This is a genomic window from Serratia sp. 22264 (genome assembly GCF_052045345.1).
GTDB lineage: Bacteria > Pseudomonadota > Gammaproteobacteria > Enterobacterales > Enterobacteriaceae > Serratia > Serratia plymuthica.
This window is the reverse complement of record NZ_JBQEOY010000001.1, coordinates 1,726,293-1,749,318: the sequence shown is the minus strand read 5'-3', so window position 1 is coordinate 1,749,318 and position 23,026 is coordinate 1,726,293. Positions and strand designations below refer to the sequence as shown.

Below are 23,026 nucleotides of genomic sequence, written 5' to 3'. Positions count from 1 at the left end.
GCTTGTCAGGTTTAACAAGGAGATAAAGATAATGACCAGAACGGCATACCGCCTAACCGCTTCACTTTTATTGACCATGACATTGGCCGGTTGCCAAAACGTCAAACGGCCTGTGCCTCTGGTGAATAAAGAGAGTGCGACAGAAGTGCTGGAGCAAGATAAAAAACAGCGCGAAGCCGAGCGCATGCAGCAATGCCAACATGAACTTGAGGCAATGCGCAATATGGATCCCGAGAAATACCAAAAATTCAAACGCGAATTTGACACCTTGATGAGTGGCGCGGCGCAATATGCCGGGATGCGGACAAGGGTAAATACTGACACTCAGGAAACCGTCGATGCGCTTTACCGCTATCGCACCAACCGCCTTTGCGCCGATATCAGCACCACCATGATGACCGGCCTCGCCGAGCGGGGAGAACGTACTCAATGATCTCTTGCTCCCGACAGACTTTTTTTAGCCTGATGCTGCCGCTGATGGCGGCGTCGGGTGCGCTTAATGCGGATGACGGCGTGCCCGTTTTACTGCAGTTTGCCGAACGATATCACCAACAGGGGGCACAGGAAATGCCGGCAAACAAGCAGCAGCCAACCCAGATACCGGTTCAAAAACCAACGGTTAAGGTGAGTCAAGTTCGGGAGCCTGCCACTAATCAACGGCAACAATTGATGGCAGTCCACAAAACGTTGCGGGAGAAAGAAGCTCAACTTGAGCGTCAACAGGCCGCCATTCAGTCCCTGCAGCAGGAGTTAACGGCGCTGCGCGTCGCTTCAACGTTGACGGCGCCAAACACTGCGCCTTCACGACAAGATTTCACCGCCTTGAGTGAGTTTGCCCGTGGTGTACGGCAGGCGTTAAATCTGACGCCGACGGAACGGCAGGCGCAGGCGTTGATAGCTGAGGCGCACAAGACGATGGGGGAACTTCAGGTGCAGTTGGCGCAGCTTCAGGATAAAAACCGAAAGCAGGCGAAACAGCTTGAAGATAATGGGCTGCAACTTGCCGCTGCACTTGAAGAAAATGCTAAATCAGCTCGGCAATTCGAGCAGGTAAGCAAGCGGGCAAGCGAGGCTGAGCAAGAGCGGGTTGCCGGCAATCAGGTGGAGAAGCGTTTGCGCAAGGAAATTGACGATCTGCGTTCACGGGCCACGCTGTTGCCGGACAAGCTGGCGTTGACGAAACCTCAGGAACAGCAGAGTTATGCCGCCGGTGTAGCGCTGGGACGAGATATCCAGACCCTGCTGGCGGAGCGTAAAACGTGGGGAATCGATCCCGATAAAACGACGTTGTTGGGCGGCATGATCGACACCTTCAATGGCCACTATCAATTGAGTGAGGCGGTGTTGGCGAGTGCGTTGGCAGAGTCGGAAAAAACGGTGAATGCCGGCAGAACCAAGGCGGCGAAAGACCAACAGGCCAAAGGCGAATCTTTCGTTTCTGAGTTCAGGAAGAAAAAAGGCGTAAAGAAATCGTCCGCTGGCTTCTGGTACCGGGTCGATTACCTGGGCGATGAAGCCATTGCTGAAACCTCTTTGGTGGATATCGTGGTGAAAGAAATGTTGACCGATGGCCGGGTGATTCAGGATATGGATCGCAGCGGGAAGGTGCTTTCTCAACCGCTGTCAGCCTATCCGCCGTTATTCCGCGAGGCGATAGGTTACCTGAGAAATCACGGTTCGCTGACCATGGTGGTGCCGCCAGAACTGGCTTACGGTGAAGCGGGCTATGCGCCGCAAATCCCGCCGAACGCTACCATGGTGTATGAATTGCGGGTAGTAGATGCCGATAAGGGGTAATGCGGGGCCTGGTTATCCAGGCCCTTTTGGCAAGAATTAAGGTTTTCTGGCCACCAGCACCGCACGCAACGGGGCCGGGTAACCTTCAATTGTCTTGCTGCTGTCCTTGGGATCAAGGAATTCGGCCAGTGATTCGCTGGTCATCCAATCGGTGCGGCGTTGCTCTTCGGTGCTGGTTACGCACATGTCGGCGATCTTGACGTCGACAAAGCCGCATTTCTCCAGCCAACACTTCAGCGCTTCGGCCGAAGGAATGAAGTAGACGTTGCGCATCTGGGCATAGCGATCGCCCGGCACCAGCACCTGGTTGCGATCGCCTTCCACCACCAGAGTTTCCAATACCAACTCGCCTTCGGAAACCAACTGATTTTTCAACTGATACAGATGATCCAAGGGTGAACGGCGGTGGTACAGCACGCCCATGGAAAATACCGTATCAAAGGCGGCCAACTCGGGCAGTTGCTCAATACCCAGCGGTAGCAGATGAGCGCGTTGATCGCCACCCAGCAGTTTGCGAACCGCTTCGAATTGGCACAAGAACAGCTGCATCGGATCAATGCCCACCGCCATCTGTGCGCCGGCACCCACCATACGCCACAGGTGATAGCCGCTACCGCAACCGACGTCCAGAATGGTGCGGCCGGCCAGCGGTGAAATGTGCGGCAGAACGCGATCCCATTTCCAGTCGGAGTGCCATTCGGTGTCAATGTCGATGCCGTACAGCGAGAATGGGCCTTTACGCCACGGCATCAGTGTCCGCAGCATCTTTTCGATGCCTTCCAACTGGCCCGGCGACAGCGGTGCTTCCATTTCGGCCCGCACGCCGTGCAGCAAATCGAGGCGGGTGGGCGTCAGTTCCGGCAAGTGTTCAACCGAGTTAAACCACTGTTTGAATTTGCCGTGCAGCGACTCGCGCTGCCAGGCGCTGAGCTGCGCGGGCAGGGTATCCAGCCAGTGGCTAAGGTTGCCTTTAGCGATACGCTGATAGAAATCACCAAACTCAATCATTGCTCAGCTCCCGCTTTCAATGCGATCAGTGAACCGAAGTTAAAACACTGGAACCACACTTCGGCATGTTTAAAACCGGCCTGTTTCAGGCGTGCCTTGTGGGCTTCAACCGAGTCGGTCAGCATGACGTTTTCCAGCATGCTGCGCTTTTGGCTGATTTCCAGCTCGCTGTAGCCGTTGGCACGCTTGAAATCGTGGTGCATGTTGAACAGCAGTTCGCCGACGTCAGCATCTTCAAAACTGAACTTCTCCGACAGCACCAGCGCACCGCCTGGGCGCAAACCGCGATAAACCTGCTCCAGCAACCGCAGACGGTCAGCCGGCTCGAGAAATTGCAGGGTAAAGTTCAGCACCACCATGGAAGCATTTTCGATCTTGATATCGAGGATATCGGCTTCGATAACCTCTACCGGAGTATCGGCGCGAAAAGCGTCAATATGGCGGCGGCAGCGTTCGACCATCGCCGGAGAGTTATCGACGGCGATGATGTTGCAACCCGCCACCTTGATATTCCGACGCATCGACAGCGTTGCCGCGCCTAATGAACATCCCAGGTCATACACCTGGCTGTCTGGCTGCACAAAGCGTTCGGCCAGCATGCCAATCATCGAAATGATGTTGGAATAGCCGGGAACGGAACGCTGGATCATGTCGGGGAACACTTCAGCGACGCGTTCGTCGAAGGTCCAGTCGCCCAGTTTGGCGATGGGGGCAGAAAAAAGAGTATCGCGGTTTGGCATAGCGGGAAGTCAGTTCAGAATTCGAAGGCGCGTATTCTAACAGATAACGGCAAGAAAGCGCAGCGGAAGCAGGCGGCGGGGCCGCCTGATGACGAACAGAAGATCAATACAGGCTGAAAATCAGATCCCAGGGCAGATAGAAAATGTTGGCCAACACCATCAGGACCAACGAAATATAGGTTGCCGCCATACCTGAACGGCGCCAGCGGACTTCACGGTTACGCAAACCGTAGTAGTGCACCAGGCGCCCGGTCATCAGCATCAGGCCGCAAATATGGATCATCCATATTCCTGCGCCGTTCATTTCCATGATCACCAGCAGTACGGCGGCGATAGGAATATATTCTACGGCATTGCCGTGAACGCGGATGGCGGTCTGCAACTCATAAAAGCCGCCGTCTCCGTAGGCGACACGGTACTGCATCCTTAACTTAACCACGTCATAAGAGAGTTTGATCAACAACAATGCGCCGAGCACGACATAAAGCGCGCTTACCATTTTTAACTCCATTCCCTAACCAAAACTGGCAGCGAGCATCATAGCCGCCATTACAATCACTGTCGCGAGGAAAAATCTGATGTAATCGGTCAGATTAATCGGTCAAAACAGTGCATCCTGCTCCGGCCAGTCCGGCGGCGGGGGCAAATTAGGAATAGCCTGATGAAGCTGCTGCCAGATTTTTTGCGCCTGTTGCGGTGAATCGCCATTATCCGGCGTATGAATAAACAGGAAGGGGGTGGATTGCTGTTGCCATAGGGGCAGTTTCTGCTGCCAGGCGTCAAACCAACGCAGATTGTCTTGCAACACGTCGCCGCCGATAAAACGGACCAGCGGATTGTGGGCGGTGACCAGCGCATGCACCGGCAGCTTGGGTTTCTTTTGCTGGGCGTCACGCACTGCGGCGCTGTCAGGGGCGGCATGATGCACCGGCCGGCTGTCGAGGATCACCCGATTGATCCCGCGCTGATGCAACCCCTGATTCAACAGGCGCTCTTCCTCGCCCTTGGCGAAGAAAGCCGGGTGACGTACTTCTACGCCGTAGGTGAATTCTTTCGGCAACCCGTCAAAGAACTGCCACATGCGCGGCAATTCATCCGGCCCAAATGCCGAGGGTAACTGCAACCAAAGCTGCCCGATACGCTGATGGACCGGGCTCAGGCAGTGATAAAATGCCTGCAGTTCGGCATCGCAGTTACGCAGTGCGGCCTTATGACTGATCTCTGAGGGGAACTTGAAACAAAAGCGAAAATCATCGGTGGTCATGTCGCGCCAGCGCTGAACGATCTCCAGCTTGGGTAACGCGTAGAAAGTCGTGTTACCTTCCACGCAGTTAAAATAGCGGCTGTAATCCGCCAGATCGCGCAGCCCGATGCGATTCCAGGCTGTGTGCTGCCACTGTGGTAGTCCGATGTAGATCAACGCGTCATCTTCCTTAATTTATCTCATCAGCTTACACGTTAACGTTACTGGTCGAGCGCGGCAAGGATTTCGCCGGTGCTGCGCACGCGAGCCAGGCGTGGGAAGATATTGTCGAAGGCAAACCGGTGCATCTCAGTATTTTGTGCGCTGCACAGGTCTTCGGCTATCACTAACTCGTAACCGTGCTCCCAGCCGGCGCGGGCGGTGGATTCCACGCCGATATTGGTGGCGATCCCGCCCAGCACCAAAGTTTTAATGCCGCGGCGGCGTAATTGCAAATCCAGTTCGGTACCGTAAAACGCGCCCCATTGACGTTTGGTCACCAGAATATCGCCGTCGCTGACCGCCAGAGATTCCGGGAATTCCCACCAGTTTGCCGGTAATCCGCCCGCCGGCGATGGCGTAGGTCTGTCCACCGGCTGTTTCAGCGCATCGGCAAATGTGTCGGACCAGCCGACGCGCACCAGGATCACCGGCGCGCCGAGCGAGCGAAAACGCGCTGCCAGTTGCGCGCCGTGGGCTACCACGCTTTCGGCACTGTGCGGCCCGCCGGCGTAAGGCAGAATGCCGTTTTGCAAATCAATCAGCACCAGCGCTGTGGTTTGAGCATCGAGTTTCAACATCGGGGTCTCCCGTTACTGGGTGGATAAAATATGCGCAGCCAGAACGGCGCGCTAAAACCAGGGTGAATTCAGGCTACGTGAAAAAAGGGTCACCGGTTAATGAGAAATTTGTTAATCAATGTGTTACTTCGGACAAAAACACGCCATTTAGTGCTGCAACAAAGCTGTGTTCGCACTTATCTGGAGCATGAATTTCCTTTATAATGATCGCCTTTTTTCAACACACTTTACTCCAACGAACTATGCCGATTTATGAATATGCATGTGGTGCTTGCAGCCTTCGGTTAGAGAAATTGCAAAAATTTTCCGATGCGCCGCTGACTGACTGTCCGGCGTGTGGGCAGCCCGCGTTAACCAAGTTGATTTCTTCCACGGGTTTCCAGTTAAAGGGCACCGGTTGGTATGCAACAGACTTCAAACCGGGTAATAAATAGAGTTCATCAGTTAACAGCCGCGTGGCCGGCGCAAAAGCCCGCGCGGAATCGGCTTAAGCCAAAAGGATAGCGTATGCGTACTGAATATTGCGGGCAATTGAATCTGTCCCACGTGGGCCAGGAAGTCACTTTGTGTGGTTGGGTCAACCGTCGTCGCGATCTGGGCGGCCTGATCTTTATTGATATGCGCGACCGCGAAGGCATCGTGCAGGTGTTCTTCGACCCGGACCAGAAAGCCGCGTTTGACAAGGCATACGACCTGCGCAACGAGTTCTGCATTCAGATTGTCGGCACCGTGCGTGCGCGTCCGGACAGCCAAATCAATAAAGATATGTCCACCGGGGAAGTGGAAGTGTTCGCTCATGCTCTGGAGATCATCAACCGCTCCGAGCCGTTGCCGTTGGACTCCAACCAGGTCAACACTGAAGAAGCGCGCCTGAAATACCGCTACCTGGATCTGCGTCGCCCGGAAATGGCCGATCGCCTGAAGATCCGCGCCAAAATCACCAGCTTCGTGCGTCGCTTTATGGACAGCAACGGCTTCCTCGACATCGAAACCCCGATGTTGACCAAAGCCACGCCGGAAGGTGCGCGTGACTACCTGGTGCCGAGCCGTGTGCACAAAGGTAAGTTTTATGCGTTGCCGCAGTCGCCACAGCTGTTCAAACAGCTGCTGATGATGTCGGGTTTTGATCGTTACTACCAAATCGTCAAATGCTTCCGCGATGAAGATCTGCGCGCTGACCGTCAGCCTGAATTTACCCAAATCGACGTTGAAACCTCTTTCATGACCGCCGATCAAGTGCGTGAAGTGATGGAGAAGTTGGCGCGTGACCTGTGGCTGGATGTGAAGGGCGTGGATCTGGGCGATTTCCCGGTCATGACCTTCGCCGAAGCGATGCGTCGCTATGGCTCCGACAAACCGGATCTGCGTAACCCGCTGGAGCTGGTGGACGTTGCCGATCTGGTGAAAGACGTTGAGTTCAAAGTGTTCTCCGGCCCGGCTAACGACGCCAAAGGCCGCGTAGCCGCTATCTGCGTTCCGGGCGGCGCGCAGCTGACCCGTAAGCTGATCGATGAGTACGGCACCTTCGTTAACATCTATGGCGCCAAAGGCCTGGCCTGGCTGAAGGTCAACGACCGTGCCGCCGGCATGGAAGGCGTACAAAGCCCGATCGCCAAATTCCTCAGCGCGGAAGTGCTGGAGGCGATCCTGGCGCGCACCAACGCGCAGACCGGCGACATCCTGTTCTTCGGCGCAGACAGCTTCAAGATTGTGACCGATGCGATGGGCGCGCTGCGTCTGAAACTGGGCCGTGATCTGCAACTGACCAAGTTGGACAGCTGGGCACCGCTGTGGGTGGTGGACTTCCCAATGTTCGAAGAAGACGGTGAGGGTGGCCTGGCGGCGATGCACCATCCGTTCACCGCACCGCGCGACATGAGCCCGGAAGAACTGAATTCGGCGCCAACCACGGCCATTGCCAATGCCTATGACATGGTGATCAACGGCTACGAAGTGGGCGGCGGTTCCGTGCGTATTCACCGCAGCGAAATGCAGCAGACGGTTTTCAGCATTCTGGGCATCAACGAACACGAACAGCGCGAGAAATTCGGCTTCCTGCTGGATGCATTGAAATACGGCACACCACCGCACGCCGGCCTGGCTTTTGGTCTGGACCGACTGGTGATGCTGCTGACCGGCACCGACAACATTCGTGACGTGATTGCCTTCCCGAAAACTACCGCGGCTGCCTGTCTGATGACCGAAGCGCCAAGCTTCGCCAACCCGGCGTCGTTGCAGGAGTTGGGGATTTGCGTGGTCAAGAAAGCCGCGTTACCGGAAGAGAACGAGTGATGAGCTACAAGCGGCCCGAGTCCATTTTGGTAGTGATTTACGCCAAATCCAGTGGACGGGTGCTGATGTTACAGCGGCGCGACGATACCGAATTCTGGCAGTCGGTTACCGGTAGCCTGGAGGAAAATGAGTCGCCGCCGCATGCCGCACGGCGTGAGGTCATGGAAGAAGTCGGCATCGATATCGAAGCAGAGAATCTGCCGTTGTTCGATTGCCAGCGTTGTGTGGAGTTTGAACTCTTTGTCCATTTGCGACATCGCTATGCCCCGGGAACCACGCGTAATAAAGAGCACTGGTTCTGTCTGGCGTTGCCTGAAGAGCGCGATCCGGTGATTACCGAGCATCATGCTTACCGCTGGCTTGAGGCGGCGCAAGCCGTGAAGTTGACCAAGTCCTGGAGCAATCAGCAGGCGATTGAAGAGTTTGTGATTAATTCAGTCCAGTAATTTTTTTCGGAGATTTTTTATGGCAGGTCATAGTAAGTGGGCCAACACAAAGCACCGTAAAGCTGCGCAGGATTCCAAGCGCGGTAAAATTTTCACCAAAATTATTCGCGAGCTGGTGACCGCCGCGAAACTGGGCGGTGGAGATCCAGGGGCTAACCCACGTCTGCGTGCGGCGATCGACAAGGCGCTGTCCAACAACATGACGCGCGACACCCTGAACCGCGCCATCGCGCGTGGCGTAGGCGGCGATGATGATTCCAACATGGAAACCATCATTTATGAAGGTTACGGTCCGGGCGGCACTGCCGTCATGATCGAATGCCTGAGCGACAACCGCAACCGTACCGTGGCCGAAGTGCGTCATGCCTTCACCAAATGCGGCGGTAACCTCGGCACCGACGGTTCCGTGGCTTATCTGTTCACCAAGAAGGGCGTAATCACTTATGCACCGGGCCTGGATGAAGACGCGGTGATGGAAGCGGCGCTGGAAGCCGGCGCTGAAGATATCGTCAGCTACGACGACGGTGTTATCGACGTATTCACCGCCTGGGAAAACCTGGGCGAGGTGAAAGATGCGCTGACTGCGGCCGGTTTCACCGCCGACTCGGCGGAAGTTTCCATGATCCCATCGACCAAGGCCGATATGGATGAAGAAACCGCGCCGAAGCTGTTGCGTTTGATCGACATGCTGGAAGACTGTGACGACGTGCAGGAGGTTTACCACAACGGCGAAATCTCCGACGAGGTTGCAGCGACGCTGTAATGGAGTGGCAGTACGGCGCTGCTCTGTGGCAGCGCCTGGCGATGTTAATGCTTAACGCAAGGTGGGTGTAGGGATGACGATCATATTGGGTATCGATCCCGGATCGCGCGTCACCGGTTATGGTCTCATTCGCCAGCAGGGCCGCCAACTGAGCTATATCGCCAGTGGCTGCATTCGCACCGTGGTGGATGACATGCCGACGCGGCTGAAATTGATCTACGCAGGCGTCAGTGAAATCATCACCCAGTTTAAACCTGATTTTTTCGCTATCGAACAGGTGTTTATGGCGAAGAACCCGGATTCGGCGCTCAAACTCGGGCAGGCGCGCGGCGTGGCGATCGTTGCTGCCGTGAACCAGGATCTGGAAGTGTTTGAATATGCGGCGCGTCAGGTGAAGCAAACGGTGGTCGGCACCGGTGCGGCAGAGAAGGCGCAGGTGCAGCACATGGTGCGCTCGCTGCTTAAACTGTCGGCCAACCCCCAGGCGGACGCCGCCGATGCGCTGGCTATCGCCATCACTCACTGCCATCTCAGCCAAAACGTGCTGCGAATAAGCGAAGGGCGGTTAAACCTGGCTCGTGGCCGTTTAAAGTAACGCTTGAACAGTGACAACTCAGGCTGGATATTCATCCAGCCTTTTTTATGTTATAAGCTTTACCAGCACGGCATGGCAGTCGGTCATGCTCAAGAATTCTGCAGGAGGGTAAATGATAGGTCGTCTCAGAGGATATATTCTGGAAAAACAGCCGCCGCTGGTGTTACTGGAGGCAAACGGCGTGGGCTATGAAGTGCATATGCCCATGACCTGCTTTTATGAGCTGCCGGACCTGGGGCAAGAAGCTATCGTATTTACCCAATTTGTGGTGCGCGAAGACGCGCAGCTATTGTACGGCTTCAACGATAAACAAGAGCGCGCACTGTTCCGCGAGTTGATTAAAGTGAACGGCGTGGGCCCAAAACTGGCGCTGGCTATCCTGTCCGGGATGTCCGCACAGCAGTTTGTCAGCGCGGTAGAACGTGAAGAGATCACCACATTGGTGAAATTGCCGGGAGTGGGCAAGAAAACCGCCGAGCGGCTGGTGGTCGAAATGAAAGACCGCTTCAAAGGGCTTAATGGCGATCTGTTCAATAACAGCAGCGAAATCACGCTGCCCGCTTCGGCGACGCAGGCGGCTGAGCTGGACGCGGAAGCAGAAGCCGCTTCTGCACTGGTGGCATTGGGCTATAAACCGCAGGAAGCCAGCCGCATGGTCAGCAAAATCGCCAAGCCGGGCGCTGATTGCGAAACCCTGATCCGCGACGCGCTGCGCGCCGCACTGTAAGGTTGATAAGGGATAGAGAATGATTGAAGCCGATCGCCTGATTTCTGCTGAGCCGATCAACGAAGAAGAAATTCTTGATCGCGCCATTCGGCCAAAACTGCTGACGGAATATGTCGGCCAGCCGCACGTGCGTGAGCAGATGGAAATCTTTATTCAGGCGGCCAAGCAGCGTGGCGATGCGCTGGACCATTTGCTGATCTTCGGCCCGCCAGGGCTGGGTAAAACCACGCTGGCGAACATCGTCGCCAATGAGATGGGCGTTAACCTGCGCACTACCTCCGGCCCGGTGTTGGAGAAGGCGGGCGATTTGGCGGCTATGCTGACCAACCTTGAGCCGCACGACGTCTTGTTTATCGATGAGATCCATCGTCTGTCGCCGGTGGTCGAAGAAGTATTGTATCCGGCAATGGAAGATTACCAACTGGATATCATGATCGGCGAAGGCCCGGCTGCGCGTTCGATCAAACTCGATCTGCCGCCCTTTACGCTGGTGGGCGCTACCACCCGTGCCGGTTCTTTGACCTCGCCGCTGCGCGATCGCTTCGGCATTGTGCAGCGCCTGGAGTTCTATCAGGTTGCCGATTTGCAGCATATCGTTTCACGCAGCGCCAACTGCCTGGGGCTGGATCTCTCGGAAGAGGGCGCTCACCAGGTGGCTCGTCGGGCACGCGGAACGCCGCGTATCGCCAACCGCTTGCTGCGCAGGGTGCGCGACTTTGCCGAGGTCCGGGCCAACGGCGTGATCAATGGCGAAGTTGCGATGCAGGCGCTGGACATGCTGAACGTTGATGCCGAAGGTTTCGACTACATGGACCGCAAGCTGTTGCTGGCGATAATCGACAAGTTCGCCGGCGGGCCGGTGGGCCTGGATAACCTGGCGGCGGCGATTGGCGAGGAGCGCGAAACCATCGAAGACGTTATTGAACCCTTCCTGATCCAGCAGGGTTTTATCCAGCGAACGCCGCGTGGACGAATGGCGACCAATCATGCCTATAAACACTTTGGCATTGCGCGCGAAGAGTAAGCATTAAAACATTAAAAATGGCCGCGGATGCGGCCCTTGTTACGTCTGTCGGCAGCCCGGTATCAGGCCTGCTGCTTCCTGAATAAACTCAGCACAAACAACACCGCCGCGCTCAGCACTACCGAGGGGCCTGCCGGGGTATCGTAAAATGCCGAGAAGGCCAGCCCGCCAGTGACGGCCAGCATGCCTACCAGTACCGCATAACCGGCCATCTGCTCAGGCGTGCGGGCGAATCGACGTGCCGTGGCCGCCGGTATAATCAGCAAAGAAGTGATGATCAGTGCGCCGACGAACTTCATCGCCAGACCAATGGTCAGAGCGGTGACCAGCATCAGCACGGTGCGCGCCCGCACCAGATTAACGCCGTCTACGTGCGCCAGCTCAGGACTGATGGTCATCGACAGCAGGTTGCGCCACTGCCACCACAGAATCAGCAGCACGATGCTGACGCCGATGCCAATCATCCAGATATCGCTAAAGGTGACAGACAACAGATCGCCAAACAGATAGGCCATCAGATCGACTCGCACATTGGACATTAACGCCACTACCACCAGACCCAGCGACAGCGCGCTGTGCGCCATAATGCCGAGCAGGGTATCAACGGAAAGCTGCGGCCGACGCTCCAGCCACACCAGCACCAGAGCCAGAGCCAGCGTTACGGCAATCACCGCATAGAAAGGATTCACATCCAACAGCAGGCCGAAGGCCACACCCAACAGAGAGGCGTGCGCCAAGGTATCGCCAAAGTAGGACATTCGACGCCAGACAACAAATGAGCCTAGCGGACCTGCGGCTCCCGCCAACAGCACCCCGGCCAGCCAGCCGGGTAATAACAGTTCGATCATGCCTCACGGCCCCCGGTTTTTTTCAACACAATGCGTCCTTGCAGGTCGTGACGGTGATTATGATGGTGGCGATAAACCGCCAGCTGTTCCGCTCCCCGGTTACCAAACATGGCGATAAATTCAGGGTGCATCGACACCACTTCCGGTGCGCCGGAACAGCAGATGTGTTGGTTGAGGCACAGCACCTCATCGGTTTTCGCCATTACCAGATGCAGGTCATGGGAAACCATCAATACCGCGCAACCCAGCTCTTTACGCAGTTGATCGATCAGATCGTACAACGCCAGTTGACCATTGACGTCGACCCCCTGCGTCGGTTCATCCAGCACCAGCAACTGAGGTTTATTCAACAGCGCTCGTGCCAGCAGCACCCTTTGGTTTTCGCCGCCGGAAAGCTTTTGCATCGGTTGATCGAGCAGATGGGCCGCTTGCACGCGTTTCAGCGCAGGCAGGATATCGGCCTTTTTGACGCCGGGTTTCAGGCGCATAAAACGGCTGACGGTGAGCGGCAGGGTGGCATCGAGGTGCAGTTTTTGCGGCACATAACCGATGCGCAGGCCCGGTTCGCGCTCAATCGTGCCTTCGGTTGGCGCAATTAGCCCCAACACCACCCGCACCAGCGTAGATTTACCCGCGCCGTTAGGGCCGAGCAGCGTCAGAATACGGCCCGGCTGGAGGCTGAGCGAAATATTCGACAGAACCTTGCGGCTACCAAAGGAGACGGTGATATTTTTTAGCGTTGTCAGTGTAGACATCTCGTGATTACATTTTGCAGAACTAACCGAATGTTATAATATCACGCCTTGCTGATGAAAACGACGGGATTACTGAGAATGGCACAGAAAAATAAATGGCTGCAACGCACGCTGCTGGCCAGCGCATTGATGATGGCCGGGCCGCTGAACAGCGCTTATGCCGCGGTGGTGACTTCCATTCGTCCGCTGGGGTTTATCGCTTCTGCGATAGCCGACGGCGTGACGTCAACCGAGGTGTTGCTGCCGGATGGCGCTTCGCCGCATGATTTTGCTCTGCGGCCTTCCGACATTCAGCGCCTGCGCGCCGCCGATCTGGTGGTGTGGGTAGGGCCGGACATGGAAGCCTTTCTGACCAAATCGCTCACCCCGGTATCGGCCAATCGTCAGTTGGCCATCAGTGAACTGAGCGGGGTGAAGCCCCTGTTGATGAAGGGGGACGACGACGATCATGGGGATGAACATGCCGGGGATGCGCATAACCATGCAGATCATGGCGAAGATGATGGACATCATCACGGCGAATATAATATGCACGTTTGGTTATCCCCGGAAGTGGCAAAAGTGACCGCGATCGCGATTCACGACAGGTTATTGGAACTTATGCCGCAAAATAAGGACAAATTAGACGCAAACCTGCGCCAGTTCGAGAATCTGCTGACGCAAACTGACAAAAATGTTGGTAACATGCTTAGGCCTGTGCAAGGCAAGGGATATTTTGTTTTTCATGATGCTTACGGCTACTTTGAAAAACACTTCGGCTTGAGCCCAATGGGCCATTTTACCGTTAATCCCGAAATACAGCCTGGAGCACAGCGCCTACACCAAATTCGAACACAGTTGGTTGAGCAGAAAGCAGTCTGCGTTTTTGCTGAGCCACAATTCAGGCCGGCCGTAATCAATGCCGTTGCCAAGGGTACCAAAGTGCGTTCTGGAACGCTGGACCCGCTGGGCACCGGCATCGCACTGGGGAAAGACAGCTACGGGAACTTCCTGACTCAGCTGTCAAACCAGTACGTGAGCTGCCTGAAGTAAAGATTATGAGGAAAATATCGAGTGCAGCAGATAGTCCGAACTATCGCTCTGGCGTATAACAATCTGCCACGGCCCCATCGCGTCATGCTGGGGTCGCTGACAGTGGTTACACTGGCCGTCGCCGTTTGGCGGCCTTTTGTTTATCACCCAGAACATAACCCCATCGTAAAGAACATCGAATTAGAATCCAGCCAGTTACGGTCCTTACTGCCAGAAGCCAGTGAGCCGATCGACCTTGACCAAGCCACTCCCGATGATGACATCCCACAGGATGAACTGGACCAGAAGGTCGCCGGCGAAGATGGCGTGCATGAATATGTAGTTTCTACCGGCGATACGCTGGGCAGCATTCTGACCCAATACGGCATAGATATGTCGGACGTCTCTATGCTGGCATCGCAAAATCGCGATCTGCGTAATCTGAAGATCGGTCAGCAACTGTCGTGGACGGTAAACGATGCCGGCGATCTGCAGCGTTTGACCTGGGAAGTCTCCCGGCGTGAAACCCGCACCTACGATCGCGTAGGCAATAGTTTCAAAGAAACCCAGGAAGCCCAGCAGGGTGAATGGCGTAATAACGTGATCAGCGGCCGCCTCAACGGCAGCTTCGTCAGCAGCGCCAGTGCTGCCGGCTTGAGCCGCGCTGAAATCAACGCGGTAATCAAAGCGCTGCAGTGGCAGTTGGATTTCCGCAAACTGCGCAAGGGCGATCAATTCTCGGTATTGATGTCACGCGAACACTTTGACGGCAAGAGCGCGCAAAGCCAGTTGCTGGGTGTGCGCATGCGTTCCGGCGGCAAAGATTACTACGCCATCCGCGCTGAAGACGGCAAATTCTACGATCGTCAGGGCTCCGGCCTGGCGCGCGGCTTTATGCGTTTCCCAACCATGAAGCAGTTCCGCATTTCTTCAAACTTCAATCCGCGCCGGGTGAATCCGGTGACCGGGCGCATTGCGCCGCACAAAGGCGTCGACTTTGCTATGCCGGTTGGCACCCCGGTGCTGGCGGTGGGTGACGGTGAAGTATTGATCGCTAAACGCAGCGGTGCCGCAGGCAACTATGTGGCGATCCGTCATGGCCGTCAGTACACCACACGTTATATGCACCTGAAAAAACTGCTGGTTAAACCAGGGCAAAAGGTCAAACGTGGCGACCGCATCGCGTTATCGGGTAACACCGGCCGTTCTACCGGGCCGCACCTGCATTTCGAAATGTGGACCAACCAACAGGCGGTCAACCCGTTGACGGCGAAACTGCCGCGTTCCGAAGGGTTGAGCGGTAAAGACCGCAGCGATTATCTGGCGCAGGTGAAGGAAGTGGTTCCTCAACTGCAGTTGGACTAATCCTTTTGTTCGGGCGCGCTGCCGCGCCAGTGATTCCATCGGCCTGATTGCGGGCCGATGTTGTTTTATATTGGCGCTTCGTCGTTGTTAATTGCAAAATCAGTCTTTGCAATTATGATTAGCCGAACCGCTAAGTTAAGAGCTTGTGCATGCAAAACGAGAAAAAATCGAACCTGGAGTTCATCCCGCAATTTCAAAAAGCCTTTTACCATCCACGCTACTGGGGCGTTTGGCTGGGAACCGGGCTGATGGCCGGCATTTCACTGATCCCTGCGCGCTTGCGCGATCCGGTGCTAGGTGCAGTTGGCAAACTGGTCGGCAAGGTGGCAAAAAGCGCCCGCCGCCGTGCGCGTATCAACCTGCTGTATTGCCTGCCGGAAGTGTCGGAAAACGAACGCGAGCACATTATTGACGAGATGTTCGCCACCGCGCCGCAATCAATGATTCTGATGGCGGAACTGGCCTGCACCAAACCGGAAAAAGTGCTGAAGCGCGTGCGTTGGCACGGCGAAGAGGTGCTGGATAAAATCCGCGAAGAAGGTCGCAACGTGATTTTCCTGGTGCCGCACGGATGGGCGGTGGATGTCCCCGCAATGCTGATGGCGGCACGTGGTCAGCCGATGGCGGCAATGTTCCACAACCAAAGCAACCCTTTGGTGGATTATCTGTGGAATGCGGTGCGCCGTAAGTTTGGCGGCCGAATGCATGCGCGCAATGACGGCATCAAGCCGTTTATCAGCTCGGTGCGTCAAGGGTATTGGGGCTATTATTTGCCCGATCAGGATCATGGCGCCGAGCATAGCGAGTTCGTCGACTTTTTTGCTACCTACAAAGCGACGCTGCCCGCGGTGGGGCGCCTGATGAAGGTATGCCGTGCGGCAATAGTGCCTTTGTTCCCGGTGTATGACGGCAAAACCAGCATGCTGGATATCCATATTCGTCCGCCGATGGATGATTTGGCCACGGCCGATGACCCCTATATTGCGCGCCGCATGAATGAAGAAGTGGAGAATTTGGTGGGGCCGAACCCAGAGCAATACACCTGGATCCTCAAACTGCTGAAAACGCGTAAAGAAGGGGAAACTGAGCCCTATTCACGCGACGATTTGTATCGCTAAGCGGCACAGTCGCTTCCGGCCACAAGGGCCAGCCATCGAAAGGTGGCTGGCCCTTTGTGTTTACTGCGCTTATATATGCACCATACAGCCTTGCGCCATCAATGGCTCCAGCACCGCAGGCATTTGGGCAAAGTTGTTCCAGCGCAAATCTAATCGCCGCAGACGGGTCAATGCCGCCATGCTGTCCGGCAGCTCACTCAACCGGTTAGCGCGCAGGTCAAGCGTGGTGAGCGCCGTTAGTTGACCGAAACAGCCTGGCAACTGCCGTAGCTGATTAGCGCGCAGATTGAGGTCGGTCAGGCTGGCTAAGTGGCAGAATGCCGCAGGAAGCCTGCTGATGGCGTTATTTTCCACGTCCAGCACCGCCAGTTCAGACAATTGCGAGATCTCTTCCGGCAGCGTTTCCAGACGATTATTCATCAGGTGCAGTTCCCGCAGCGCGCTCAACTGGCCGATGGCGGCCGGCAACGCGGTAATCTGGTTGTTATACAGCCTCAGTTCCAGCAGGCCGCTCAATTGAACGATAGCAGCCGGCAGTTCGCTCAGTAGGTTATCGGTCACGTTTAGATAGCGCAATTTATGCAAACGGCCCAGCTCTATGGGGAGCGTGCTGAAAGCGTTGTCGCTCAGATAAAGATAGGTCAGTTCGCTGAGTTGGCCGATGCTGGCAGGCACGCGCTCGGCTTTGTTGTGACCGCAATCCAGCATCGCCAGTTTTTGCCATTGGCCGAGCTCTTCCGGCAGTTCACTGAGTTGGTTGCAGGAGATATTCAGTACCTGCAGCGCACGATGCTGAAAGATCTGCGCCGGAAACTGGCGGAGGCGATTATCGTACAGGCTGATTTTCAGCAATGCGCTGCCCTGCAGGCTGTCATCGTCCAGGCTTTCCAGCCCCTGGCCGTCAAGATCCAATGCAAGCGAACTGCTGTTTTGCTGTGGGTGTTGATGAAGCATCTTGGCTCTCCGTTTGCCTTAGCGGCGACTGGAGGCGAGTTTATCAGGCGGAAAGGGCGGTGCGGGAAAAAATGCCGGCCGCGTTAACGGCCGGCGGCAAGAGAGGTTATTCTACGCGCAGGATACGGCTGGTGTTGGTGGTGCCAACGGTTTCCATCACGTCGCCCTGTGTCACGATCACCAGGTCGCCGGAAACCAGGAAGCCTTTGTCGCGCAGGCGATTCACTGCGTCATTGGCCGCGATGACGCCGTCGTTGTGGCTGTCGAAATAAACCGGCGTAACGCCGCGATACAGCGCCGTCAGATTCAGCGTGTGCTCATGACGTGACATGGCGAAGATCGGGAGTCCGGAGCTGATACGTGACATCATCAGCGCAGTGCGGCCCGATTCTGTCATGGCGATCAGTGCGGTCACGCCTTTCAGGTGGTTGGCGGCGTACATTGAAGACATGGCAATGGCTTCTTCAATGTTGTCGAACTGTACGTCCAAACGGTGTTTGGAAACGTTGATGCTTGGGATTTTTTCAGCGCCCAGACAAACGCGCGCCATTGCCGCCACGGTTTCGGCCGGGTACTGGCCCGCTGCGGTTTCGGCAGACAGCATTACGGCGTCGGTGCCATCCAGCACGGCGTTCGCCACGTCCATGACTTCGGCGCGGGTTGGCATCGGGTTGGTGATCATCGATTCCATCATCTGGGTCGCGGTGATGACGGCGCGGTTCAGCGTGCGGGCGCGACGGATCAGTTTTTTCTGGATGCCGACCAGTTCCGGATCGCCGATTTCAACGCCCAGGTCACCACGGGCAACCATGACCACGTCGGAAGCCAGGATGATGTCGTCCATTGCTTCGTCGCTGCATACGGCTTCGGCACGCTCAACTTTAGAAACGATCTTGGCGTTGCAGCCTGCATCGCGCGCCAGACGGCGTGCGTAGTTCAGGTCTTCGCCGGTACGCGGGAAGGAGACCGCCAGATAGTCGACGCCGATTTTTGCCGCGGTAATGATATCGGCTTTATCTTTCTCGGTCAGGGCTTCTGCGGACAGGCCACCGCCTAGTTTGTTGATGCCTTTGTTGTTGGACAGCGGGCCGCCAACGGTCACTTCGGTAAACACTTTCATGCCCTGAACTTCGAGCACTTTCAACTGTACGCGGCCATCGTCCAGCAGCAGTACGTCGCCCGGCACCACGTCGGCAGGCAGGCCTTTATAGTCGATACCGACTTTTTCTTTATCGCCTTCGCCTTTTGCCATGTTGGCATCGAGCAGAAATTTGTCACCGATATTGAGGAAGATTTTGCCTTCCTTAAAGGTGGAAACACGGATTTTCGGCCCTTGCAGGTCGCCCAGAATAGCGACGTGACGCCCCAGTTTGGCAGCGATTTCGCGCACTTTATCCGCGCGAGCCTGGTGATCTTCCGCGCTGCCATGGGAAAAGTTGAGCCGAACCACGTTAGCGCCGGCAGCAATGATCTTTTCAAGATTATTGTCGCGGTCAGTAGCCGGGCCTAGGGTGGTAACAATTTTGGTTCTTCTGAGCCGTCTGGACATGTATTACTCCGTTGACTGGTGAAGCAAAGTATTGGTGTTGCGATAACGTCGGATAACGAAACCAGGAGTGAAATGTAATTTTACTACACTGATGTTTCACCCGGGTTACCCGCATGAGCGTTTTACAGGTACTGCCTCTAAGACTGCCGTTCAAATTTTTCGGCAGGTTTTTTTACATCGGTTACGAGTCGAAATTATTCGGGATAACTGCACCCTTATCAAAGCGCGATTCTTTCAATGCTTCCTTGACCCGCTTCAAGTTATCTCTGAATTTAGCCCCTCTGCGCAAGGTAAATCCGGTAGCCAGAACGTCGATGAGCGTTAATTGCGCAATTCGGGACACCATCGGCATATAAACGTCTGTGTCTTCCGGCACATCGAGCAACAGAGACAGCGTCGCCGCATGGGCGAGGGGGGTATCGCGTGAGGTGATGGCGATCACCGTGGCGTCGTTTTCGCGCGCCAGTTGCGCCATTTCAACCAGGTTTTTGGTGCGGCCGGTATGGGAAATTAATACCACCACGTCGCCTTCGCTGGAGTTCATGCATCCCATGCGTTGCATGACGATGTCATCGAAGTAGACCACCGGGATATTAAAACGGAAAAATTTGTTCATCGCGTCGTGGGCGACTGCCGCCGACGCGCCTAAACCAAAGAAAGAGATCTTTTTTGCCTGCGTAAGCAGGTCAACCGCACGATTGATTGCGGCAATATCCAAATTTGCCTTTACTGTATCCAGGCAGGCCATCACCGATTCGAATATTTTACCGGTGTAGGAGTCCACACTGTCATCTTCCTCCACGTTACGATTTACGTACGGGGTGCCGTTGGCCAGGCTTTGCGCCAGATGCAGCTTAAAATCGGGGAAGCCCTTGGTATCGAGACGGCGACAAAAACGGTTGACGGTGGGTTCGCTGACGTCCGCCATCTTGGCCAGCGTGGCGATACTGGAGTGAATGGCGGTTTGTGGGGAGGCCAGGATCACCTCGGCGACTTTCCTTTCAGATTTGCTCAGGAGCTCCAGATGGCTCTGGATTTTTTCCAGCGTATTCATATAACGAGAGTCACTCATGGTTTTATACCCGCAGTCTTTCAAGCTGCCACTTGGAATCCATCGGATATGTCGATTTCAATCAAAGGAGAAATCAATGCCGGTTTAATGAAAATATACTACGTGCCGGTAACCGTTGGCAGTCTCGACAGAGGGTATGCAGACTTTTTTCATCAGAACATGACCTGTGTCTAACTTTCATAATGGTAAAAGAGCGTCAAAAAAGACAGAAAATTACAGTTTTTAGTTTCGTCAGCGGCGTTTACGCCCGATCGCACTTAACACTGGAGTTTCTGGGGCTTTTTTTCTGCTTTTGATCCGGGTTTACTGGCCGTAGTCAAAGAGAGTACATTAGTAATGTAAGAAAATTACAAATATCCTGCAACGAGGAGATGAACATGGCGGTAACCTCTACAGCCCAGGCGTGTGACCTGGTTATTTTCGGCGCGAAAGGCGATTTGGCGCGTCGTAAGCTGCTGCCTTCCCTGTACCAGTTAGAAAAAGCCGGCCATATCCACCCGGAAACCCGGATTATCGGCGTTGGCCGTGCCGAGTGGGATAAAGAAGCCTATATCAAGGTGGTCAAGGAAGCGCTTGGCACCTTTATGAAAGAAAAACTGGATGACGAACTCTGGGCTACGCTGAGCGCGCGCCTGGATTTCTGCAACCTGGATGTGAACGACAGCAAAAACTTTACCAAACTGGGTAAAATGCTGGACCAGAAGCATCGCACCACCATCAACTACTTCGCCATGCCGCCAAGCACCTTCGGCGCGATCTGCAAAGGGCTGGGCGAGGCAAAACTGAATCACGACCCGGCGCGTGTCGTAATGGAAAAACCGTTGGGCACCGATCTGGCGTCTTCCCGCGTGATCAACGATCAGGTGGCGGAGTACTTCAACGAGTCCCAGGTTTACCGTATTGACCACTACCTCGGTAAAGAGACGGTACTGAACCTGTTGGCGCTGCGTTTTGCCAACTCGTTGTTTGCCTCCAACTGGGACAACCGCACTATCGATTCCGTACAAATCACCGTGGCGGAAGAGGTGGGCATCGAAGGGCGCTGGGGCTACTTTGACCAGGCCGGCCAGATGCGCGACATGATCCAGAACCACCTGCTGCAAATTCTGACCATGATCGCCATGTCGCCGCCGGCGGATCTGACCACCGATCGCATTCGTGACGAGAAAGTGAAGGTGCTGCGCTCGCTGCGCCGCATTAATCAGACCAACGTGCGTGAAACCACGGTGCGTGGCCAATACACCGCCGGTTTTGTGCAGGGCAAAAAAGTGCCGGGCTACCTGGAAGAGGAAGGGGCGAACAAAAGCAGCAACACCGAAACCTTCGTTTCTATCCGCGTGGATATCGACAACTGGCAGTGGGCCGGCGTGCCGTTCTACCTGCGTACCGGTAAACGCCTGCCGACCAAATGTTCTGAAGTGGTGGTTTACTTCAAGAACCCGCCGTTGAACCTGTTCAGCGATTCTTACCAGCAACTGCCGCAGAACAAGTTGACCATTCGACTGCAGCCGGATGAAGGTATCGAGATCCAGGTACTGAACAAGGTGCCGGGGTTGGATCACAAGCACCGCCTGCAAACCACCAAGCTGGATCTGAGTTTCTCGGAAACCTTTAACCAGGAACACGTGGCAGACGCCTACGAGCGTTTGTTGCTGGAGACCATGCGCGGCATTCAGGCGCTGTTCGTGCGCCGTGACGAGGTGGAAGAGGCCTGGAAATGGGTAGACTCCATCATGGACGCATGGAAAGCGGACAACGAAGCGCCGAAGCCTTACCAGTCCGGCACCTGGGGCCCGGTAGCCTCGGTCGCGATGATCACCCGCGATGGCCGTTCCTGGAACGAGTTCGAGTAACGACGCCGCCGGCAGCTTATCTGCCGGCATTTTTTTGCCCGCAGAACGCGGGATAGCAACCTCACTTAGGGTACGGCCGGACGTCCGCATACACTTGCGGAGCCCTGTGGCAGGGGCGTGCCATTTATAAACCGTAAGTAGTGGAGACGTAATAATGAAAAACTGGAAAACCAGCGCAGAACAGATCCTGACGGCGGGCCCGGTGGTTCCGGTCATTGTGATCAATAAACTGGAACATGCGGTGCCGCTGGCCAGGGCGCTGGTCGCCGGTGGCGTTCGCGTGTTGGAGGTGACGTTACGTACCGCCTGCGCCATGGAGGCGATCCGCGCCATTGCCAAAGAGGTGCCGGAGGCGATTATCGGCGCAGGTACGGTAATTAATCCCCAACAGTTGCAAGAAGTGACCGAGGCCGGTGCGCAATTCGCTATCAGCCCAGGCCTGACCGAGGCGTTGCTGAAAGCCGCTACCGCAGGGACTATTCCGTTAATTCCGGGCATCAGTACCGTTTCAGAGCTGATGCTGGGCATGGATTACGGCCTGCGCGAGTTCAAGTTCTTCCCGGCAGAAGCCAACGGCGGCGTAAAAGCGTTGCAGGCTATCGGCGGCCCATTCCCGCAGGTGCGTTTTTGTCCGACCGGTGGCATCACCCCGAATAACTACCGAGATTACCTGGCGCTGAAAAGCGTGCTGTGCATCGGTGGATCCTGGCTGGTGCCGGCCGACGCGTTGGAGAGCGGCGACTACGAACGCATCAGCGAGCTGGCGCGCAGCGCCGTCAAGGGCGCTGCGTTGTAACCCGCGCAGAGCCTGGGTTTGGCGATAGTTTGCCCACCCCTGAAATCATCAAGGTTCAACGGTTCGTTGAACCTTTTTTTATTTTTAAAATGCTTAACTTTCTTATTTTTAACCCGTTTTTTTCTGCTTTTTGTGAAAACGGCAGTTTGCTTTCTTATTTTGGCTATGGTACAAATATCGCAGTTGAAAATTTTAATTTTATGAGGATATTGGGCAAATCGCACGGTGTGCGGCTGAGAATAGAGAATAATTATGATGAAACTTAACGGA

The 23,026-nt window shown here is 55.4% G+C and carries 24 protein-coding genes; 14 read left to right on the top strand and 10 right to left on the bottom strand.

All coding sequences use genetic code 11. The features are described 5' to 3' along the window. The first annotated feature begins 31 nt into the window (after positions 1–31). The gene (locus ACTJJ1_RS08100; protein WP_020439184.1) at positions 32–433 is read left to right on the top strand and encodes a hypothetical protein; all 402 of its coding nucleotides are present in this window, start codon (positions 32–34) and stop codon (positions 431–433) included. Further along, the gene (locus ACTJJ1_RS08095) at positions 430–1,797 is read left to right on the top strand and encodes an FKBP-type peptidyl-prolyl cis-trans isomerase N-terminal domain-containing protein (protein ID WP_440833064.1); all 1,368 of its coding nucleotides are present in this window, start codon (positions 430–432) and stop codon (positions 1,795–1,797) included. The genes ACTJJ1_RS08100 and ACTJJ1_RS08095 overlap by 4 nt, the downstream gene beginning before the upstream one ends. Positions 1,798–1,833: 36 nt before the next feature. Here ACTJJ1_RS08095 and cmoB read toward each other — a convergent pair whose 3' ends face one another. The 5 genes from cmoB to ACTJJ1_RS08070 all read right to left on the bottom strand — a co-directional run bounded on the left by cmoB (position 1,834) and on the right by ACTJJ1_RS08070 (position 5,588). Beyond that, positions 1,834–2,805, bottom strand: coding sequence for a tRNA 5-methoxyuridine(34)/uridine 5-oxyacetic acid(34) synthase CmoB (gene cmoB / locus ACTJJ1_RS08090; RefSeq protein WP_062791873.1), 972 nt, complete (start codon positions 2,803–2,805; stop codon positions 1,834–1,836). After that, a complete protein-coding gene (cmoA, locus tag ACTJJ1_RS08085; RefSeq protein ID WP_004945557.1) occupies positions 2,802–3,545 on the bottom strand; it encodes a carboxy-S-adenosyl-L-methionine synthase CmoA in 744 nt (247 codons plus the stop codon). The genes cmoB and cmoA overlap by 4 nt, the downstream gene beginning before the upstream one ends. Positions 3,546–3,648: 103 nt before the next feature. Next, complete coding sequence (locus ACTJJ1_RS08080) at positions 3,649–4,044, bottom strand: MAPEG family protein (RefSeq protein WP_004945554.1); 396 nt, start codon at positions 4,042–4,044, stop codon at positions 3,649–3,651. A 102-nt stretch (positions 4,045–4,146) separates the two neighbouring features. Further along, positions 4,147–4,962 (bottom strand): DUF72 domain-containing protein, encoded by an 816-nt coding sequence (locus ACTJJ1_RS08075; protein ID WP_086016592.1) that lies wholly within the window; start codon positions 4,960–4,962, stop codon positions 4,147–4,149. A 47-nt stretch (positions 4,963–5,009) separates the two neighbouring features. After that, complete coding sequence (locus ACTJJ1_RS08070) at positions 5,010–5,588, bottom strand: hydrolase (protein ID WP_006325887.1); 579 nt, start codon at positions 5,586–5,588, stop codon at positions 5,010–5,012. Positions 5,589–5,791: 203 nt separating this feature from the next. On the opposite strand from ACTJJ1_RS08070, the gene ACTJJ1_RS08065 reads away from it, so the two are divergent. The 7 genes from ACTJJ1_RS08065 to ruvB all read left to right on the top strand — a co-directional run bounded on the left by ACTJJ1_RS08065 (position 5,792) and on the right by ruvB (position 11,435). Then, positions 5,792–6,022: an FmdB family zinc ribbon protein gene (locus ACTJJ1_RS08065; RefSeq protein ID WP_004945545.1), complete on the top strand. Its 231-nt coding sequence runs from the start codon at positions 5,792–5,794 to the stop codon at positions 6,020–6,022. A gap of 73 nt (positions 6,023–6,095) precedes the next feature. After that, positions 6,096–7,880, top strand: coding sequence for an aspartate--tRNA ligase (gene aspS / locus ACTJJ1_RS08060; protein WP_440833061.1), 1,785 nt, complete (start codon positions 6,096–6,098; stop codon positions 7,878–7,880). Next, positions 7,880–8,326, top strand: a complete 447-nt coding sequence (gene nudB, locus ACTJJ1_RS08055) for a dihydroneopterin triphosphate diphosphatase (RefSeq protein WP_006325886.1) — start codon at positions 7,880–7,882, stop codon at positions 8,324–8,326. Before aspS ends, nudB begins: the two co-directional genes overlap by 1 nt. Before the next feature lie 19 nt (positions 8,327–8,345). After that, complete coding sequence (locus tag ACTJJ1_RS08050) at positions 8,346–9,089, top strand: YebC/PmpR family DNA-binding transcriptional regulator (RefSeq protein ID WP_004945533.1); 744 nt, start codon at positions 8,346–8,348, stop codon at positions 9,087–9,089. Between the two features lie 73 nt (positions 9,090–9,162). Next, positions 9,163–9,684: a crossover junction endodeoxyribonuclease RuvC gene (gene ruvC / locus ACTJJ1_RS08045; RefSeq protein ID WP_440833059.1), complete on the top strand. Its 522-nt coding sequence runs from the start codon at positions 9,163–9,165 to the stop codon at positions 9,682–9,684. 112 nt (positions 9,685–9,796) lie between these two features. Continuing rightward, positions 9,797–10,411 (top strand): Holliday junction branch migration protein RuvA, encoded by a 615-nt coding sequence (ruvA, locus tag ACTJJ1_RS08040; RefSeq protein ID WP_004945526.1) that lies wholly within the window; start codon positions 9,797–9,799, stop codon positions 10,409–10,411. Between the two features lie 19 nt (positions 10,412–10,430). Continuing rightward, on the top strand, positions 10,431–11,435 hold the full coding sequence (gene ruvB, locus ACTJJ1_RS08035) for a Holliday junction branch migration DNA helicase RuvB (protein ID WP_004945523.1): 1,005 nt from the start codon (positions 10,431–10,433) through the stop codon (positions 11,433–11,435). A 62-nt stretch (positions 11,436–11,497) separates the two neighbouring features. Here ruvB and znuB read toward each other — a convergent pair whose 3' ends face one another. Both znuB and znuC read right to left on the bottom strand, forming a co-directional pair. Further along, positions 11,498–12,283 (bottom strand): zinc ABC transporter permease subunit ZnuB, encoded by a 786-nt coding sequence (gene znuB, locus ACTJJ1_RS08030; protein WP_004945521.1) that lies wholly within the window; start codon positions 12,281–12,283, stop codon positions 11,498–11,500. Further along, complete coding sequence (znuC, locus tag ACTJJ1_RS08025; protein ID WP_004945518.1) at positions 12,280–13,038, bottom strand: zinc ABC transporter ATP-binding protein ZnuC; 759 nt, start codon at positions 13,036–13,038, stop codon at positions 12,280–12,282. Before znuC ends, znuB begins: the two co-directional genes overlap by 4 nt. A 78-nt stretch (positions 13,039–13,116) precedes the next feature. Between znuC and znuA the strand changes: the two genes are divergently transcribed. The 3 genes from znuA to lpxM all read left to right on the top strand — a co-directional run bounded on the left by znuA (position 13,117) and on the right by lpxM (position 16,532). Beyond that, the gene (gene znuA / locus ACTJJ1_RS08020) at positions 13,117–14,070 is read left to right on the top strand and encodes a zinc ABC transporter substrate-binding protein ZnuA (RefSeq protein WP_122288895.1); all 954 of its coding nucleotides are present in this window, start codon (positions 13,117–13,119) and stop codon (positions 14,068–14,070) included. Between the two features lie 21 nt (positions 14,071–14,091). After that, positions 14,092–15,414, top strand: coding sequence for a murein DD-endopeptidase MepM (gene mepM, locus ACTJJ1_RS08015; protein WP_006325873.1), 1,323 nt, complete (start codon positions 14,092–14,094; stop codon positions 15,412–15,414). 149 nt (positions 15,415–15,563) lie between these two features. Then, positions 15,564–16,532, top strand: coding sequence for a lauroyl-Kdo(2)-lipid IV(A) myristoyltransferase (lpxM, locus tag ACTJJ1_RS08010; RefSeq protein WP_006325872.1), 969 nt, complete (start codon positions 15,564–15,566; stop codon positions 16,530–16,532). A 69-nt stretch (positions 16,533–16,601) separates the two neighbouring features. On the opposite strand, the gene ACTJJ1_RS08005 is transcribed toward lpxM, so the two are convergent. From ACTJJ1_RS08005 to ACTJJ1_RS07995, 3 genes are all read right to left on the bottom strand, one after another. Further along, positions 16,602–17,486 (bottom strand): leucine-rich repeat domain-containing protein, encoded by an 885-nt coding sequence (locus ACTJJ1_RS08005; RefSeq protein ID WP_409442697.1) that lies wholly within the window; start codon positions 17,484–17,486, stop codon positions 16,602–16,604. 106 nt (positions 17,487–17,592) lie between these two features. Next, entirely contained in the window at positions 17,593–19,035 is a 1,443-nt protein-coding gene (gene pyk, locus ACTJJ1_RS08000) for a pyruvate kinase (RefSeq protein WP_004945505.1), read from the bottom strand. 181 nt (positions 19,036–19,216) lie between these two features. Then, the gene (locus ACTJJ1_RS07995; protein ID WP_006325867.1) at positions 19,217–20,089 is read right to left on the bottom strand and encodes a MurR/RpiR family transcriptional regulator; all 873 of its coding nucleotides are present in this window, start codon (positions 20,087–20,089) and stop codon (positions 19,217–19,219) included. 395 nt (positions 20,090–20,484) lie between these two features. Here ACTJJ1_RS07995 and zwf point away from each other — a divergent pair, with 395 nt between their 5' ends. Together zwf and ACTJJ1_RS07985 are read left to right on the top strand one after the other, a co-directional pair. Beyond that, positions 20,485–21,960 carry a glucose-6-phosphate dehydrogenase gene (gene zwf, locus ACTJJ1_RS07990; protein ID WP_004945501.1) on the top strand — a complete coding sequence of 492 codons (1,476 nt, stop codon included), beginning with the start codon at positions 20,485–20,487 and terminating at the stop codon, positions 21,958–21,960. 154 nt (positions 21,961–22,114) lie between these two features. Then, positions 22,115–22,756, top strand: a complete 642-nt coding sequence (locus ACTJJ1_RS07985) for a bifunctional 4-hydroxy-2-oxoglutarate aldolase/2-dehydro-3-deoxy-phosphogluconate aldolase (RefSeq protein WP_004945498.1) — start codon at positions 22,115–22,117, stop codon at positions 22,754–22,756. The last annotated feature ends 270 nt before the right edge of the window (positions 22,757–23,026 follow it).